An 18,046-nucleotide genomic window follows, 5' to 3' on the forward strand; every position below is an offset into this window, starting at 1 on the left:
AGGTGTAATTTTTAATTGAGTTTAATACCTATTACTAGGATATCGTCGATTTGACTTTCATTAGCTTTTTGCATCCAGTCACTGAGTGTATGCTCTAGTTTGGATACCTGTACTTCTGATTTTTCTTTATGAATATCTAAGAATAGTTGCTTTAACCTTTTAGGGTAAAACTTCCTATTTGCATCACCACCAAATTGATCTTGATAGCCATCTGAGTAAATATATATAGCATCTATTTCTGAGAAATTGAACGTATGTAATTCAAATCCCTCATGGTTAGAATGTAATTGTCCAATGGCTGACTTACTTCCTTTTACTGTTTTCAGTTCTCCATCTTTAATGAATACAAAAGGATTTTTAGCTCCAGAATAATATACCTTTTCTTCATCATGATCAAACATACACATGGCCACATCCATACCGTCTTTTACCTGAGTGGTCTTGGTTTTTAATGCCTTTTGGAACTCTTTATGCATTCTATCCAATACATCATCTGGCATATAAGTATTTTGATCTCTTACAATTTTCTTCAGAATAGAATCACCAATCATACTCATCAATGCCCCTGGTACACCATGACCTGTACAATCTGCCGCAATGATTAAACTCCTATTGTCTTCCAAACTATGGCTAAACCAATAAAAATCTCCACTTACAATGTCTTTGGGTTTGAAAAATACGGTTGTATCAGGCAAGAATCTATTGATGTCCATCAACCTTGGAAGAATGGCTTGTTGAATCCTTTTAGAATAGTTGATACTTGCTGTGATATTCTGATTTTTACGCTCCAACTCCACAGTTCTTAACCTTACTTTTTCTTCAAGATTTTCGTAAAGATTAGAGTTTTCTATAGAAATTGATATCTGAGTGGATAACATCTTCAACAACTCTAAATGTCTATCACTGAATGCTCCTTTGGTAAGATTATTTTCTAAGTAAAGAATTGCATTACAATGATTGGTGTGTACTAACGGTATACATAACACCGACAATACATTGTTTTCCTTTAGATAAATATCTTTATTAAAACGATCATCAGAAGACAAATCTTTCGCTAGTAAGATCTCCATTTTTCTACCGACATAGTTGACCAATGACATTGGTACTCCTGTTTCGTTTGTTTCTTGCTCACTAGAAACATATGATTTTGAAACTTCCCATTTGTCATTTTGAGGTAGGAGGACAACAGCTTTTCTCGCTCCCGCATTTTCGGCTATTGTATGAAGCATTTTTTCCAACAAATCATCTAATTTCACTTCTTTTGAGAAGGTTTCAACTGACTTAATGATGGTTTTCACATCAATAGATGCGGTTGTACTTGACGAAGAACTACTTTCTCCTTCAAGAGAAAGGTGTTTCGCTTTATATTGAGGATAATCTTGTTCGATTAATGCCAACTTTGTTTTTGCTCCCCACTTATTGTAGAAATTATAAGCCTTTTCAATATGGATCATATGATAGTCTTCAAAATCCAATTCTTTCCAAAGGTCTGATAATAATTCGTGAGCAATAGCGGCATGATTAGAGAAGCCGTTTTTCTCTGCATCTTCAATTGCGTTCTTGAAGATTTTTACGGCTTTCATCTTTTTCCCTTCTGCGTAAACCTTCATGGCCTCTACAATCAAAAACATATGCGTAAAATTGTCAGGACAGTTGTCCATCCATTTTTTCATTTGTAATTGATTTTGTGCAACTAAATCAAAGCTTTCCTGAGTTGGTTCATCAATAAGGTGAACTAAACTTTGAATGAAGTTGAATGTTGCAGTTATGATCATACCTGCAATAGCTGGCACTACTTCTACAACTTTATCAAGGCATGCTTTCGCTAGAGAATAGTTTTTATAAATGAATGCATTTTGCGCTTTGAGGATTAAGAAAAAGGCTACACCGTTCAAACTATTTCTTTCCAAACACTCTTTCAAATGTTGCTCTTCCTTGAAATGATCTGTATCAAATTCAAATATATCATTAGGGCAATTGGCTAAGTTTTCTGCCACTGCCTTCATTGAACGTATTCCATCATTTACCCAAATGTGCTTTGTCTTATTCGTAAATGAAATGTACTCCTCTGCATTTTTGATCACTTCATCCAATGATTGCCCCATAAAAATAGGTTTCATCACTTGGAACATCGAAATATAGCCTGGGTATTGTAATTCACCTGACTCCAATCCAAGTTGAAAGCCTTGAGCATTAATTTCTGTAGATGTTTTAACGTGTTTTGTAAAGGGATTGATGTAATTAGCAAATAACATGGAGTCCTTACATCTTAGGTATTTGTTGTCAAACTTATGGGTCAATGCCAAGGCCAATTCTCCAAACTGGAACGCTGCTTGATATTCTCCCATCATAGCAGCAATCACACCTCCATAATTTGAATATCCATGAGAAGACTCTGCTGAATGCCCATATTCTAATGCCAAGTTGATAATTTTGGCACTAATCACGGCATACAATTCCATTTGACCCGATAGATAAGCTGTAGGGATAAGATTCACCAACAATTGAGTAGAGATTATTTTACTCTGCTGTGTCATTATAGGTTCATCAATCAATGACGGTATAGGCTTGTTTCCAATTTTACCCATCATCTTTTGCACCTCTCCTCCCAACACTTCTTGAAGGTTTTCAGTTTCTAATGTAAGGCCAAGAATACTCAAGGCTTTTACACCTGTTTCTATTCCTTTCAGATAATCGGTTTCAAACGTCAGCTGAATAATGAGCATATTCAGTATTTCCGCTCTTTCTAAATCTGTATGTACATGGCTTTGGATATTCTCAATATAAGCCTGAGATTCTTCGAAATTTCTATTCAAATATTCAACATCCGCTAGTTCTTTGAACAGTTCAAGAGCAATTGTATAGTTTTGAGTCCAGACTTCATCTCCCCCTAACAACGCTTTTGCTCTTTCCAAATACTCCAATGAAGATATATAAGCGGAAGATTGTTTCGCTATTTTTCCGGCTTCAAAATTTAATAAAGCAATTCTTTCTCTCTCATACGTTGTATCGATGATCGAAAGTGCTTCATTATATTGATTAACCAAATCAAATAAACTCTTAGGATTTTCATTGAATTGGAGGTCTAACAATCGGGCACATTTTAGGTGGTTTCGTACCCTTTCTTTTTCATTGACGGTTGTATATACTGCCTGTTGAATTTTATCATGAATAAAGATGATGTCTCTTTCAGATTCATATATAATTCCAGAGATTAAAGCAGGTTCTAATGTTTTCAATAAACTCGTTTCGTCTTCCTGGAAAACAACTTCCATAAAGCTTTTAGAGATACTATTACCTAAGCAAGAAATTGGTTTAAGAACAGCCTGAACATCAATTGGTAAACTTTTAATTTTCTCAACCATCAAGTCTACCACATTGGATGTGATATTTTCAATTCTGATTTTTTCAACATCCCATTTCCAAACCAATATATCACCTACAAATTCAGTATATAACAGTTTTTTCTCATAGATGACCTCGATAAACCTATTGACAAAAAACGCATTACCATCTGTTTTCTGAATGATTAATTCACTTATTGCATCTATATTATGCTGATCATAAGTATAATCAGCTACTTCAACCATATCACTGATCAGTGCTTTAATATCCTTTTCTTGAAGATTATCTAGGTGTAAATTTTCAAACTCAACACCATTTTGAATGATTTCTTTTTGTGTCAAGTAATAAGGGTGTGAAGTATCCACTTCATTGGTTCTGTAAGCCCCAATAATCAGTAAGTACTGAGAAAGATTACTTTCTGAAATTGTTTTAAGTAATCGAAGTGAAGCATTATCAGCCCATTGTAAGTCATCTATAAAAATGATCAAAGGATTGTCCTCATTACAAATCAAACTCACAAACACCTCAAATAAATAACTTAAACGGTTTTGAGCTTCTATACCACTCAATTGTGCCACTTCAGCTTGTTGGCCAATAATCAATTCAAGTGAAGGAATGATATCCGTGAGTATTTTTGCATTGTCTCCTAAACCGATTTTCAGTTTTTCACTCCATTCCTCTAATTGCTCTTGATTATGTGTTAGTACGTTATCAAGGTAACGTTGGAAAGCCTGAATCCAAGCAAAATACGGAACTGTCTTTTGGTATTGATCAAACTTACCCTTAATAAAATTGACATTCGAGCTTGTGATATACTTGTGGACTTCATTTACTAAAAAGGACTTACCTGTACCCGACAATCCATCAATCATGAGCAGGTTTTTACGTCCATCGACCATTTTTAGTGCCGACTCCAATACAGTATTAAATTCACTGTCCCTACCGTAAAGTTTTTGAGGTATTTTTAATTGATGATTGTAATCTCTCTTGCCTATTTCGAAAGTTTCAAGAGATTCTTGATTCAAGTTTTCTAAAATAAATTCTAAGTCATGAATCAATCCATTGACCGAATTATATCGATCCTCTGCATCTTTCATGATCATTTTAGAGATCACTTGTTCGATGGCCTTTGGATAGTCACTTCTAAACTTAGAAATTAAAAATGGCTCTCTAGCAATGTGAGAATGGATCAGCTCTAACGAATCAGTGACATCAAAAGGTAAATGATTCGTGATTAATTCAAAAAATGTAATCCCAAGAGAGTAAATATCTGCTCTATAATCAATCACCCTGTTCATTCGTCCTGTTTGTTCTGGAGCGATATAGTTTAGAGTTCCTTCTAGCGTATCAACGTTATTACTGTATTCAACCCTTGTTTCCATTTTAGAAGAAATACCAAAATCAATAATAGACACTTTCTTGGTCTCTATATCAAAAAGAATATTATTAGGGTTGATATCCTTATGTACAATCTTGTGACCGTGGATGTCTTTCAAGATTTTTGAAACTTTAATGGCTATTTCTAGAAAACGCTTAGGTTTTGAAATTGGGAAAAACTTCTTCAGGGTTTTTCCTGGTGCGTATCTAGACCAAAGTGCTACTTTATCTTTATATTTCTGAATTTTAAGAGGCTCTCTTATTCCATTGATTGAAAGATCTTTTGTCAGGTTTAATTCATTATAAAGTTGAGATAACTCACTCTCTGATGGTGTCTCATTCTGTATAATTTTCAAAGAATAAACTTCCTTCGTATCGGCATCTTCTTTTCTGATGATATCGTAACGTTCGTTAGTGTAAATAAGATCTTCTGAAGTGAGCATAATAAAAATATTGTCAAAAAAATTTAGAGAGTGAAAGTAAGTGAGATATCAGTCACAATGAACGTTTAATTTACATTTGTTTACACAATAAAAACAAGAAAAAGTATAATTATTACATAATAAAACAGTAGAAAAAGCATAAAAATAACAGTGTATAAACAATTGAATACAAAATACATTACACTACAACGGTGAATAAGTGATTTTACACAAAAAAACTCCGTATCAATTGACACGGAGTTCAATACACAAAAGTGCACTACAAATTATTCATCCTATTAATTTTTCGCTATGTAATCACCACCTAGAGCAAGATAAAGATTGATCCTTTGAGAAATCTTTTCGTACTTCAAGTTCAACTGATTTGTCGCTTCGTTCAATAGTTGTATCTGCTTTTGTAATAGGGTGAACATATTTTCATTACCAATTTTATACTGCATTTCTGACAATTGGTAAGTACGTTCTAGGTTTTCCAAAGCAATTGAAGATTGCTCAAACCTTCCTTCCACTGCATTGATACCATTCAAACTTGTCTCAACTTCGCTTAACGCTGTTAAGTACGATTTTGCATAATATAAAACAGCTTGTTTTTGTGCTTCATTTTGAATTTCAATATTCGATTTGATCGCACCCCATGTGAAGATTGGCGTCACTAAGTTACCTCCAATTGTCACTAATGGGTTTGATAAACCAAACAATGCTTGAGTAGTAGAGTTCACCGCCCCAAAAGAGGAGTTTAAGCTCACTTTCGGCCAACGTGCTGCCTTTGCTACTTCTGTATTATAGAAGGCGCTTTGGACTGCATATTGACTAATCATGATGTCAGGGCGGTTTTCCAACATACTCATTGGTAAATTTTCAGGTACTTCCGTCGTCAATACAGGAAGCGTTGAAGCTACTTCAATTTCTCCTTTTGGATATCTACCGACTAACAATTCAATCGATCTTTTAGTATCCTTTTCGATCTGCTCCAGTTTTACTAAAGTCTCTTTAAACTTTGCTTCCTGAGCATTCATCTGCAATACATCCGACTCTTTTGCTACCCCAATTTTTAATCTCGCTTCATTCAATACGGCCATTTCACTAGTCGCTTCAATAGCCTGATTGAGCAATTCTTTTTGTTGATTGATGAAGACTGAAGTGTACCATGCTTTTGCGATTGTAGCGGCTAAAACTTGCTCCAGTTTCTGCTTCCCATATTCGGCAGAATAGATCATTGTTTCAGTTCCTTTCTTAGCATAGCGAAGTTTCCCCCAAAGGTCCACTTCCCATGACATATTGACCATTCCGTAGCCAATAGTCTGATTACCTCCATTAAAATTATAACCGTTTTGTGCACCAGCACCAAACATAGGTAACAACCTTGAATTGGCAATTTTCAATGCTGAATTAGCTTGCTCAATTCTTGATGCTGCAATATTAATATCCGCATTAAAACGGTACCCTTCTGCTATAATTGAATCTAGTTCAGCTGTCTCCCATTCTTTTGCCCAACTTAAATCAATATCCGCAGAATCTATTTCTTCAAATACCCAATCATTTGGAATCTGCATATTTTCCAATGCTTGGTTATCTTCCTTGATCTCATCAGAAGTGGGAGCATCTTTGAGATTAAGACATCCACTAAGTACCATTGAAGCACTTAGTGAGATGATTATCTTTTTATATAATTGCATAATGAAGAGGGAGTTTTAGTGTGCTTTCAAAATCAAATAGTTCACTTTCGCTGAAAGGCGGATCATTACTTTACGAACGATATAGAAAGGTTGCATTGTAGAAGTATAAACTGCTACAGAACCATTAGCACCCATTGGAATATTGAAATCTTCTTCTGTTGAGAATTTCACCAAATACTTTCCTCTTTTTTGTAAGTTCTGATCAATTTCTGGGACTTTGCCACTTGGCAATAATTGTCCTCTACTTGATGCCCAAACAATAGTTTCCACTTTTGCAGGAATGATTTCACCTGGACGAGTAACGAACGTTAAGTCTACTTCATTCCCTTCTTGAATCTTATGCAATTCATTTTGATCAAATGATGCGATGATGTTTTGACGACCTTCTACCAATGACATCAAATCTGTCAATGGAAGTGCCATAGCCCCTGGACGTAATTGTAAATTGACAACTGTTGCATCAATTGGAGCTTTAACAATCGTTTGCTCCAAGTTCCATTCTGCTTGTTCCAACTTCGCTTCAAGTTCTGCTACAGAAACTTGCTGACCATTGTATTCTGCTGTGATGTTGGCAAGGATCGAAGCCTCTTGTGCTTTGATTTGAGCTAACTGAGCTTCCAACTGTTTTACATTGTTTTGAGCTTGTTCTAAGTCAAATTTGTTACCCGCGTTAGCATCTACCAACTCTTGGAACTGACGCTCACGTGTTCTTTGTAAATCCAATTGAGCTTCCACTGCTCTTCTACTTGCTCTTAATGCATCAACGTTTTTATACTGTACGCTTACTGATGCTTCAGCTTTCTTAATAGAAGCATTTAAACCTTCAATTTGAGCTAAGAAAGGAGCTTGTTCTATAACAAATAAAGTATCACCTTTATTCACTCTAGAGTTTTCCTGTACTAAAACATCTTGTACACGTCCACGAACATTTGCTTTGATTTGAACGGTTTTATTATAAACTCTCACATCATCTGAAGAAGGCATTAGAACATTCATTGCCAAGATTAGGAAAGAAATCCCGATTACAGGAATAATGAAAACGATAATTTTTGAAGTGGTGTTCCAGGCTAGTAGTTTGAATTTGATAAATACCAACCAAACAATAAGACAATAAACAATTAATATTAAATCTACCATGATTATTGATTTTATAAAGTTTTGAAGATTAGGCTTAAATTAGGCGACGTCTGTTTTTTTTATTTCTTCAGATTCTTGTGTCTCTGAAGTCTCACCAAAGGCTTGCTTTTCAGTGACATGAATTTGATATGGATTAGAATAAGCCCAAATCAATGCGATAGGCCATAACATACCTCCCATAACCAATGAAAGTAAACACATAATGTGAATTGAATCTGCTTGAGGGTGATTTCTCTTTTTAGCAATTTGTTCTGGAATAATATGAATTTTCCAGAAAACAACAGCCAATACAATAGGTACAACACTGATTACTACCCAAGCCATAATATCAGCAAAAGCATTTACTTTATCAGGACTAACCATAGCAAATGCAGAAGTAGGCATTGTCACCAATACATACATCAGGAATAAAAACGAAAAGGTAATTTTCTTCTTCATCTCAAATAAGAATTTTATTAGGTATCAATTTGAAGTACCTCTCCTCGTATATTGAAGGTACTGTGATAATGGTTTAAAGAACTATGATTAATACTGGCATCAAGATTATTTACATACAATCGTTCAAATAACTCTCCGGATTAATCAATTATTAGTATAAAATTAAGTACAAACAACTCTTTGAAAACGTGTAACTTATTTAATTGATACGTCAAATATAGTTTATGGTTCAACAAAATTATTATTTGAAAATCCATTTATTATTATGCGATTGTTCATTTTAATATTGTTCACACTTAAACAAATTCATTAATGATAATTATCACCAAAACACAATAACATACAGTGATAAATGTCAAATTCTGAGTTATGAAGTCTAATAGATGTCGGTAATTAGAGTACGTTTATTAAAGTTTAAACATCCCATTAATGTATAATTTCTGTATCAAAACCTTTTCGGAACTGGATAGGAGTAACGCCAAATTCTTTCTTAAAACGATTAGTAAAGTGAGGTACAGATTGGTAACCAACTTGTATTGCCACTTCTGATACAGCAAGTTCGGTTGTCAATAACAGCGCTTTAGCTTTGGCTAACTTCAAGTATTTTATGTAATCATACATTGAATATTTAAAATAGTCCTTAAACAAGTGATGAAGTTTAGTTTTTGAATAGCCAATTTTTTTGCACAACATTTCTATTGTAATCTCCTTATCTAAATTACTTTTTATATATTCTTCCAAAGCATCTAACTCCATCTGAATTTCTCTTGAAAAAGAGTGTTTCTTTAGGGCTGTGTTTGACTTCTGAAGTTGATGTAATATATCGGCTAAAATAATTAATACTAACCCTCTGTAAACTGGTTTTTTTATCTCATCTGGATAATTCGTGAACATCAATTCTTCTAAAGACTTTTGATGTTGTAAGGAATAAGACTGTTTGGCGAAGTATGACCTCTGTGTACTCAATCCCACATCGATATTGGAATATTTATCAATAAAATCTTTATAATTTGCTTTCAACCATTCTAAATCAATACTAATTTGAATGAATATCTTAGGTTCATTCTCTTGAAAACGAGCCACGATTGTTGAGTTATCAGAATAAAGTAATACCTTTTTCTCCTCATCTAGTGACTCTTGAGGGTGCTCAACAATCACCGTTCCTTGGGGATAACCATGAAATGAAAAATTAATCAACAGACATTTTTTTTCCTTCGCTGCTTGTTCTTTAAAAAGTATCTCTTGTTTCAAAATAAAGTTGGAACTTCTAATCTCAACTCCTTCTTCTAATCGAAATAAAGAGAAAGTCCCTTTGCCAAATTCATTGTCAAAAGTAAATCGTTCCTGCCCTTCTTTAAGATCAATATTTAATGAATGAGCTAATATTTTCAGCCACACATTTCTATCTGTAATTTCAACTAGCATTATGATAATGAAATAATGGTTAGGGTACGTAAGGTGAAACTTTAGGAAAAATACCTTAAATTATTATTCTATAAGCGTTAAACAGAGTTATCACTGATAAATCTAACTGAATAATAAATTAGAAAAATAGTGGTATTTTTGATTTGCATCTAAAACAAAAAAGGTGAAAAGTAATTGAAATAACTACTTTTCACCTGATATATTTAGAAGAAGAATATGATGAATTCTTCTGATTAACTCTTTACAAGTTCAGTTTCGTTCAATAAATATTTTTTGAACTGCTTGAAACTAGCTGGCATTAACGTTGCCTCTTTTGGTCTTTCAATGATTTCTTGTAGACGTTGAGGAATTTCGATTTTCTTGTTGATCACTGGCTCAACAATCTCTACGAATTTCACTGGATGTGCTGTAGATAAGAAAACACCTGCTGTCTTTTTACCTGAATCATTTGCATCCATATATTCCTTCAATGCTTTGTAAGCAATTGCTGTATGAGGACACATTACATATTGTGTTTGATCATACACCTCTTTCATTGTTGCTTCAGTGTCATCATCGCTGTACCAAGCACCTGTAATTCTCTTTGTCAATTTCTCGTAAGAATTACCTGTCAATTCCAATAAACGTGGAAAGTTAGAAGGATTACCAACATCCATGGCATTTGAAATTGTTGAAATTGAAGTCTTCGGTTGGAAAACTTCCGTTTTCAAGTAAACAGGAACAACTTTGTTAGAGTTTGTAGCTGCAATAAAGTTTTCTACTTTCAATCCCATTCGGTTCGCAATCAATCCACCACAAAGGTTACCGAAGTTACCACTTGGTGTACAGAATACTACTTTCTTAAATCCTTCTCTCTTCAATTGAGCAAAGGCATTGAAGTAGTAGAATGATTGAGGAATCAAACGGCTAATATTGATAGAGTTCGCTGAAGTAAGATTCAATGCTTCACTTAATTCTTTATCAAGGAATGCTTCTTTTACCAAACGTTGGCAATCATCGAAAGTACCTTCAATCTCAACAGCTTTAATGTTACCACCATTGGTCGTCAACTGTTGTTCTTGAATAGGACTTACTTTTCCTTTAGGGTAAAGAATAGTTACTTGAATACCTTCCACACCAAAGAAACCTTGTGCCACAGCACTACCGGTATCACCTGATGTTGCCACTAAAATGTGTAGGTTTTCTCCTTTGTCTAAGAAATATGACATTAGACGAGCCATAAATCTTGCTCCAAAATCTTTGAATGCTAAAGTAGGACCATGGAATAATTCAAGCGCGTAAATTTGATCTACTACTTTCACTATTGGTGCGTCAAAGTTAACGGCATCATCTACAATCTTGCGAATTTCTTCTGAAGGTACATCTCCACCCAATAAAGTATTGGTTACTTCAAAAGCAATATCTTGGAATGATAAATTCTCAATATTGTCAAAGAATTCTTGAGGTAACTTCGCAATTGTCTCAGGCATATAAAGACCATTGTCTTCTGGTAACCCTTTGAAGAGTGCTTTCTTTAAACTCGCCTCTTCCGCTTGTCGTTTAGTGCTATAATAGATCATCTTACTTCTTCTTTTCGTTCTCGCATCACATTGATATATCCGTAAAAGATAATCGTGTTTTATTGAAAATATTACAAGCAAATATAGTCATTTAATAAAATATTTCAATAAAATAAGTGATTTACATTTGTTTTTACAATGATTTAATACTCAGCCTTGTTATATTATTTAGTATTTTTGATAAATAGTACAAACAATACTTATTCTGTTGTATTCCTTTTTTTATGAAAAAAACAATTTTACTCGTATTCATTGCCATCACTTTTTTATTGCAAGATGCTAGTGCTAAAAAAATTGCACTTGTGATTGGCATTGACAAATATGTACCAGACACTCCCACTGGAGAAACACTTACCTGGAGAAACCTTAATGGTGCCGTTAGGGATGCTAACGCAATGTCTAATGTCTTAAAATGTAAATATCAGTTTGATGTGATCAAAGTATTAGACACCCCTGAAGAAACTACTACTAAAGGATTAAAAGAAGCTTTTAAATGGCTTCAAGATAACACTAAAGCAAATGACATCGTATTCTTCTATTACGCTGGACATGGTTCTCAAGTAGAAAACAGTCGACACTTTGAAGCCGATAAAACACAAGAATGTATTGTTCCTTCTGATGCTTACAAAGGAAAACAGAATTATATTCTTGACACAGAACTTAATGCCTTTTTGCTTTCTTTAACCAATAAAAAAGCAATGGTTACTGCTATTTTTGACAGTTGTCATAGTGGTTCGGTCAGTAGAAATGCCATAACAGCAGAAACGCCTGCTACAAGAAGTTTGAATCACAAGTTCCCTGATATCAAAACTTCAGTTCCTAAAACTATTCCTCCTGCTACAAGAGGAGCATTGATTATTTCTGCTGCTCAAAATAATGAAACGGCTTCTGAAACAGTCAACACTGAAGGGCTTCCTCAAGGTGCCTTTACTGATGCATTTCTACAAGCTATTAATGCTTCTCCTTCTGTTGAAAATGTAGCCACATTAGAAAAAAGAATCCGTTCTTTATTACGATTCAACGGTAAAGTACAGACCCCTACTTTCGAAGGACAAGAAGATCGTATGAATAAAGCTTTATTCGGTGAGAACGTTTCTAGTTCTGATAATCCACTTCTATTTGTTGAGAAAGTAAATTCTTCTTCAGGAGAAATAAAACTATTGGGTGGAGCTGCCTTAAAAATCAACAAAGGAACAACGCTTAAAAACAATAAAGGAATTGAGCTTGAAATTTCATCGCTTGATGGAATGACAGGTTCTTATGCCAAAGTAACAAGCGGAAGTTTGAGTAATATCAAAGAAGGAGATGCTTTTGAAGTGAAAGTTTGGGCACATGCCAATCACCCTAACCTAGTAGTATATGCTTCTAAAAGTTCGTTGAGTGATATTCAAATCACGGGTATTGGTCACGACCTACAATCCTTAAATTCATCTTCTTTTAAAATCATAAAACCATGGGAAGTAGGCACTCACACATTGGCTTTTAATGAAAGTACTGCTCAATGGGTTGTTTCGAATACATGCGGGCAACAAAAAGTGATTCCTAATCCTACTCCCGCTGTTGTAAAGAAAGCTGTAACCGGATTAACATGTGAAGGCAACAGCAATGTAAAACTTTTTGTCAATCTTCCATTGTCAAGCGGTAAGTACAAAATGCTCGATGATGAATTTGGAGAATCTGCTACCAAATTATCAAAAAGCAGTATTGAAGCTTCTTACATTTTAGGTGGTTTCTATGAAGATGGAAAATTAAAGTACGCTTGGACTTTACAATCAGCCAATGCTCAAAGTGAAGAAACAAGAACTCTTCCTACTTATGCCGACCCTGTAAATGTAAATAGCCAATCTTTCAAATTCAATTTGACTGATCAAGCTCAAAAAATTGGTGCTTTAAAAAAGTGGATGACGCTTCGATCTCCTGCTAGCATGGCATTTCCATATAAACTATGTCTTCAAGATTTGGATAACGGAAGTATCATTGATGGAGGAAAAATTTACGAAGGACAAAACATGCGTTTAGCTTTCAAAAAAGACCCTGCCTTATTTGCTCGTTGGAAAAAGAGAAATATGTTCTTGTATGTATTTATGATTGATGATGACGGCGAAATGCAATTATTATTACCTTTTGATTTCTCAGACAATAAATCGGATAATATTCTTCAAGGATATGAAAAAGATGTTGTTCCTGTAGACTTAGAAGGCAATTATATTGAATTCACTGTTGAAGGAACAGGAGTGGATAAAATGTTTGTTTTGGCCTCTGAGGAAGCTATTCCAAACCCGGAACAATTATTTAATATAAACGGTGTACGCTCTACAAGATCTGGAGTGGGAGGAGATCCGTTGGTTAACCTTCTGAACAGCATCAATACAAATACTAGAGGGCTTTCGATGAAAGAACGTAAAGTAAAAGCAGTTTGGAGTATTAGTTCAACTACATTTGAAAGTAGTTTGAGACAATAAAGGTTCATTCCAAAATATAAAAAGCACAGATCAGTAAAGTGATCTGTGCTTTTTTTTTTAGATTAAAATTTAGAGTTAAACCTGATCAATACTTTTGATGATCTATTATAAGGGCTTAAAAACACCTTATAGATAAACCAAAGGATAATTAAATAGATAGTCTTTCGCATGATTGAAATTGGTCTGCTTTATAATACAATACGTTTCATCAATAAATAATATACCTAATATAATCAAAAAGTCCTCCGAATTGTTTCAGAATATTGATTGTATCTAATTAATTATTAGTTCCTTTTCATTAAAAAACATATTCAAGCAGGCTACTCTGAGGCTATTCCTAAATAGCTGACTGCCAAAAAGAAAAAAGGTCAACCAAGTATTACTACTCCATTGACCTGTTGTTAAAATGCTCTTTAGAAATTACATTTCTAGTTTCTGAACACTATTCAATGTCTTTCCTGTCGTAGATGTTATACCACCAAAAATGTATAACTCATTATTGATATAAGCACACCCACCATGACGGCTCACTTTCATATTTGAATTGTATTCAATATATATCTTATTAATTGGATCAATAGAAGCCAAGTAACTTTCTTCATTATAATTTCCAACAATCCATATTTTACCATCAATTACAGCTGTAGCATGTGCTGACACTTCAACGGGTAAATCAAATACGTGTCCCCATTTATCTGTAGAAATATCATAAACGTCTACGCTATTGGATGCCTTTTCCCCATTATAACCACCAATAGTATAAAGTTTTCCATCGATGATTTCACCTTTTGTACTTTTCTTTTCCGGCATGTTTGCCAACTTTTCCCAAGTATTGGTTTTAGGATCATACCTTTTCAATACTTTAGAATAAAATGTTTTATCGTAAGCTCCACCAAAAACATAAATTTGGCCTCCCCATACAGCAGATCCACAACTTGCTGTAGGTGTTGATTGTTCCATTCCTTTTGAAAACTTACCTGTCTTCAAATCATAGATTATCACTTTCGAGTTCACTTTACCCGTTTTAGTCACACCACCAATGATATACAGTTTATCTGAATTTAAAGAAAGAGAAGAATACTGCAAAGGAGTCATCTTCTTCGAAAGCTCTTCCCAAGTATTATCTTTTGGGTTGTAACGCTCAATTGTATTTCTAAACTCTTTACCTTCTGTTACTCCAGAAGTCATATAGATATAACTAGCATCATTTGCATAACCGAACCCTAATCTTGGAGAAAGTAATTGTTTTTGATCTTTAAACTCCAATACCTGACCTTTTTTGGAAGACAATGTGTTATGATTCGTATGAGCCAACTGAGCCACCGCAAGCAATGAAGATAAGAGATAATAAAGTAATAAAGTAAGTCGCTTTCTCATGTAATTTTGAATTTTGTATTGCTCGTAATCCTATCTCTAGTAGTAGATATATATAAAAATTAAGAGTATTAAATAGCCAGATAAAAATAACCAAATTTACTCAAGAACGATGCTGTAGTTACTTTTGTCTGTTTTCTAATAGCACAATATAGAAAAAACCCGATCTAAAAGCATGAACAATTTCAAGAAATTAGTTCGAACGTTTTTTCTCTCAACAAACTTCATGCTCTATTAACAAATACATCAAAATTGGGCTATAGCTCCTTAAATATTTTTTCAAAAAGTACTTTGATCTCTTCTAATTCAGTATACTTATAAGTGTTGATCGTTTCACAACCAGAAATCATTGCTGAAGTCTTTTCAGTTCTATGGAAACAATAAATCGGCTTCTTCATCTCCAAACCTCTACCAATTTCATAACCCACACCTAATGATGGTACTGTCACTTCAGCAATAATAACGTCTGAAGCAGTCAGCCACGCCATATCCTGATCGTGTATTTGGATGTCCGTAATTTCATCTTCTTGAAGATCCATTTGACCAATATGTTCCGTTAATACCTCTCCGTATTGCTTTAGTTCTTCAATAATTTGGGCATAAAGTTTAGCATCTTCTCTACCGCCTCTGATTGAACCTGAAAAATATATCTTCATCTTTTTTATCTATAAATTAAAAGCAGTAAACCCAATGTAGAGATTGAATACCCCACCTTTGAATTTACTGCTTAAAGCTACATTTTACTTTTTAGATTCAATAGCCTTTTTTCTATTTACTTTCTACAGGAAGATTTAACTGATTGTTATAATTGATGGTATTCAATAAGAAGAACGCCCAGTTTTGTTCACTGTATTTATTGACAGAAGCTTCATTTCCTTTCTTTAAATTAGAAACCAACGTTGCATCCTCATAAATCGATAGAGCATATTCTCCATTAGATTGTTTATATGATTTTTGTGAAATATGAATCACTTCGTCAGTTCCGTTATTTTTCACATAATAAGCATCCGGAACAAATTCCATCACAGCACCTTTATAACGATACCCTTGCTCTTTAATGTCAAGGTTCACCTTTACTTGAGTTGATTTTGATTGAGGGTCAAAATATAAAGTCACATAATTACAGCCCATACACTCATAGTTTACAGCTTGTAACAGAACTTCTTTTTCTTTCTTTCCTTTTTTGATTTTTACTTTCTCAAAATAAGTCACTTGGTTTTGAGCAAAACCTAATTTTTTCACCCCAGAAATATCTTTATCCCCAACATAATTAAGTGATTTATGCTGATCAGAAAGCTGTTCTAATGAAATTGTTTTTTCTCCTGTCAGAATAATAGATTTTATATCCTCCAATTTCAATTTTACTTTATCTCCAGAAAGCTGATCTTTTACATGAATCACTGTAATTAGGTTATTTGTTCCACCTTGAATAAACTTGATAGTACCATAAATGTAATCTTCATTTTCAGTCAGTACAGATACAGGTGAAGATAGCTTGATTTGATCCAGATCATTGATCACTGAGGGCATATCTTTTGGCAAAAAAGGATAAGTAGGATTCTTTCTGGAAAGGTCGATTTCTACCGGAATCAGTTGAGCATTTGCAGCTGAAGACATGAACAGTAAACAGATAAAATACAATAATGATTTTCTCATTTTGGTTTTTGATTTAGTAATTATGGATTAGTTTTAATAAGAGTTTAAAACGCAACCTTTTACTATTATGCTTTCCGTAATGAGATCATTTACTTCCGAAAAAGAATCAAACTTTCGTCATCAGTTACTTCTTGATTGTAGTTCAGCATCAATAAAATCAATATTATCATAGAAAAGTGACTTACACCTTTTTAGATAATAGTCTGCTTCTTTGTACTTTTTTTCTGTTTTTAATTGAATACAATAATCAATGTACATTTTAATGATTTCGACTTCTTCTTTCAATAATAAAACTAAATCCTCCTTCAGTATACTATGATCAAACTGATATATTACAGCCTTTTGAAATTCTACATTATTATGATAACTATGAATATATTGTTTCAACATTAGAATTTTAAAATCATTTTTATTTCTCAAAAAATGATACTCTTTGTAATGATCTTCAATATAATTGGCAGATTGAAAATCATAATCTTTCTTCACCTTCAAAGAATTAATCATTCTTAAAAGAGACAACTTTATATAAAAGTTATAATTAGAATCATCTGATTTTATTAGAGAACTATCTAGTTCATGATAGTAAGTAAGTGCTTCATCATATTTTCCATCTCGGTATAAACGATTTGCTTTCTCCATTTTAATAATACTTACTAGATGTTCTTTTACTTTTGGATTAGAAATGAAAGGAATCAGTTTCTCTGATTTTTTATCGAAATAGTTATCAGGATAATTACTTCTAGAATCTAACCAATAAGAATGGAATCGATCAAAATCATTTTTAACTATAAAATCTATGTCTATTCCAAAAAATAAATGCAACCTATAAACATCAAATAAGTAAATGAACCAATAATTACTAAATTCTTTTTGATCATCCATAGTATCTAAAAGTATAGAATAGATCTTTTTATCTTGAAAAAGAAATGGATTTAATAATAGTGCTTTTTTAAATAATTCAACAACAAAAGCTCTGTCTAAACTATGAAGATTTCTAACAACTTTTATTTCTTGATAACTAATAAGCATTGATAAACCCCAACCTTTATCCAAAAAATATTCTTCATGAGTATAATTAGTAACTGAGCTTTCGCTCTTTTAAAATTTTGATTTTTCATTATTTGATTTAAAGTCGATCTTTATTCTATGAAAAG

At 33.4% G+C, this 18,046-nt stretch carries 11 protein-coding genes; 1 reads left to right on the plus strand and 10 read right to left on the minus strand.

Features of this window, described 5'->3' with window-relative positions:
* Positions 1-11 precede the first annotated feature (11 nt).
* The 6 genes from IC221_RS26385 to thrC all read right to left on the minus strand — a co-directional run bounded on the left by IC221_RS26385 (position 12) and on the right by thrC (position 11,400).
* Positions 12-5,165, minus strand: coding sequence for an AAA family ATPase (locus tag IC221_RS26385; protein ID WP_188171811.1), 5,154 nt, complete (start codon positions 5,163-5,165; stop codon positions 12-14).
* A 278-nt stretch (positions 5,166-5,443) separates the two neighbouring features.
* Entirely contained in the window at positions 5,444-6,841 is a 1,398-nt protein-coding gene (locus tag IC221_RS26390) for a TolC family protein (protein WP_188171812.1), read from the minus strand.
* A gap of 15 nt (positions 6,842-6,856) precedes the next feature.
* On the minus strand, positions 6,857-7,978 hold the full coding sequence (locus IC221_RS26395; RefSeq protein WP_188171813.1) for an HlyD family secretion protein: 1,122 nt from the start codon (positions 7,976-7,978) through the stop codon (positions 6,857-6,859).
* A 39-nt stretch (positions 7,979-8,017) separates the two neighbouring features.
* On the minus strand, positions 8,018-8,416 hold the full coding sequence (locus IC221_RS26400; RefSeq protein WP_188171814.1) for a DUF3302 domain-containing protein: 399 nt from the start codon (positions 8,414-8,416) through the stop codon (positions 8,018-8,020).
* 426 nt (positions 8,417-8,842) lie between these two features.
* Positions 8,843-9,841, minus strand: coding sequence for a helix-turn-helix transcriptional regulator (locus IC221_RS26405; protein WP_188171815.1), 999 nt, complete (start codon positions 9,839-9,841; stop codon positions 8,843-8,845).
* A gap of 233 nt (positions 9,842-10,074) precedes the next feature.
* Positions 10,075-11,400 carry a threonine synthase gene (gene thrC / locus IC221_RS26410; protein WP_188171816.1) on the minus strand — a complete coding sequence of 442 codons (1,326 nt, stop codon included), beginning with the start codon at positions 11,398-11,400 and terminating at the stop codon, positions 10,075-10,077.
* A 224-nt stretch (positions 11,401-11,624) separates the two neighbouring features.
* Here thrC and IC221_RS26415 point away from each other — a divergent pair, with 224 nt between their 5' ends.
* The gene (locus tag IC221_RS26415) at positions 11,625-13,862 is read left to right on the plus strand and encodes a caspase family protein (RefSeq protein WP_188171817.1); all 2,238 of its coding nucleotides are present in this window, start codon (positions 11,625-11,627) and stop codon (positions 13,860-13,862) included.
* A gap of 420 nt (positions 13,863-14,282) precedes the next feature.
* Here the strand turns inward: IC221_RS26415 and IC221_RS26420 are convergent, their stop codons facing one another.
* The 4 genes from IC221_RS26420 to IC221_RS26435 form a co-directional block, all read right to left on the minus strand.
* A complete protein-coding gene (locus IC221_RS26420) occupies positions 14,283-15,239 on the minus strand; it encodes a kelch repeat-containing protein (RefSeq protein WP_188171818.1) in 957 nt (318 codons plus the stop codon).
* Positions 15,240-15,493: 254 nt separating this feature from the next.
* Entirely contained in the window at positions 15,494-15,892 is a 399-nt protein-coding gene (locus IC221_RS26425; RefSeq protein ID WP_188171819.1) for a nucleoside 2-deoxyribosyltransferase, read from the minus strand.
* A gap of 112 nt (positions 15,893-16,004) precedes the next feature.
* Positions 16,005-16,892, minus strand: coding sequence for a hypothetical protein (locus IC221_RS26430; RefSeq protein ID WP_188171820.1), 888 nt, complete (start codon positions 16,890-16,892; stop codon positions 16,005-16,007).
* A gap of 120 nt (positions 16,893-17,012) precedes the next feature.
* A complete protein-coding gene (locus tag IC221_RS26435) occupies positions 17,013-17,921 on the minus strand; it encodes a hypothetical protein (RefSeq protein ID WP_188171821.1) in 909 nt (302 codons plus the stop codon).
* Positions 17,922-18,046 lie beyond the last annotated feature (125 nt).

It is taken from the genome of Flammeovirga sp. EKP202, from assembly GCF_014534745.1.
GTDB lineage: Bacteria > Bacteroidota > Bacteroidia > Cytophagales > Flammeovirgaceae > Flammeovirga.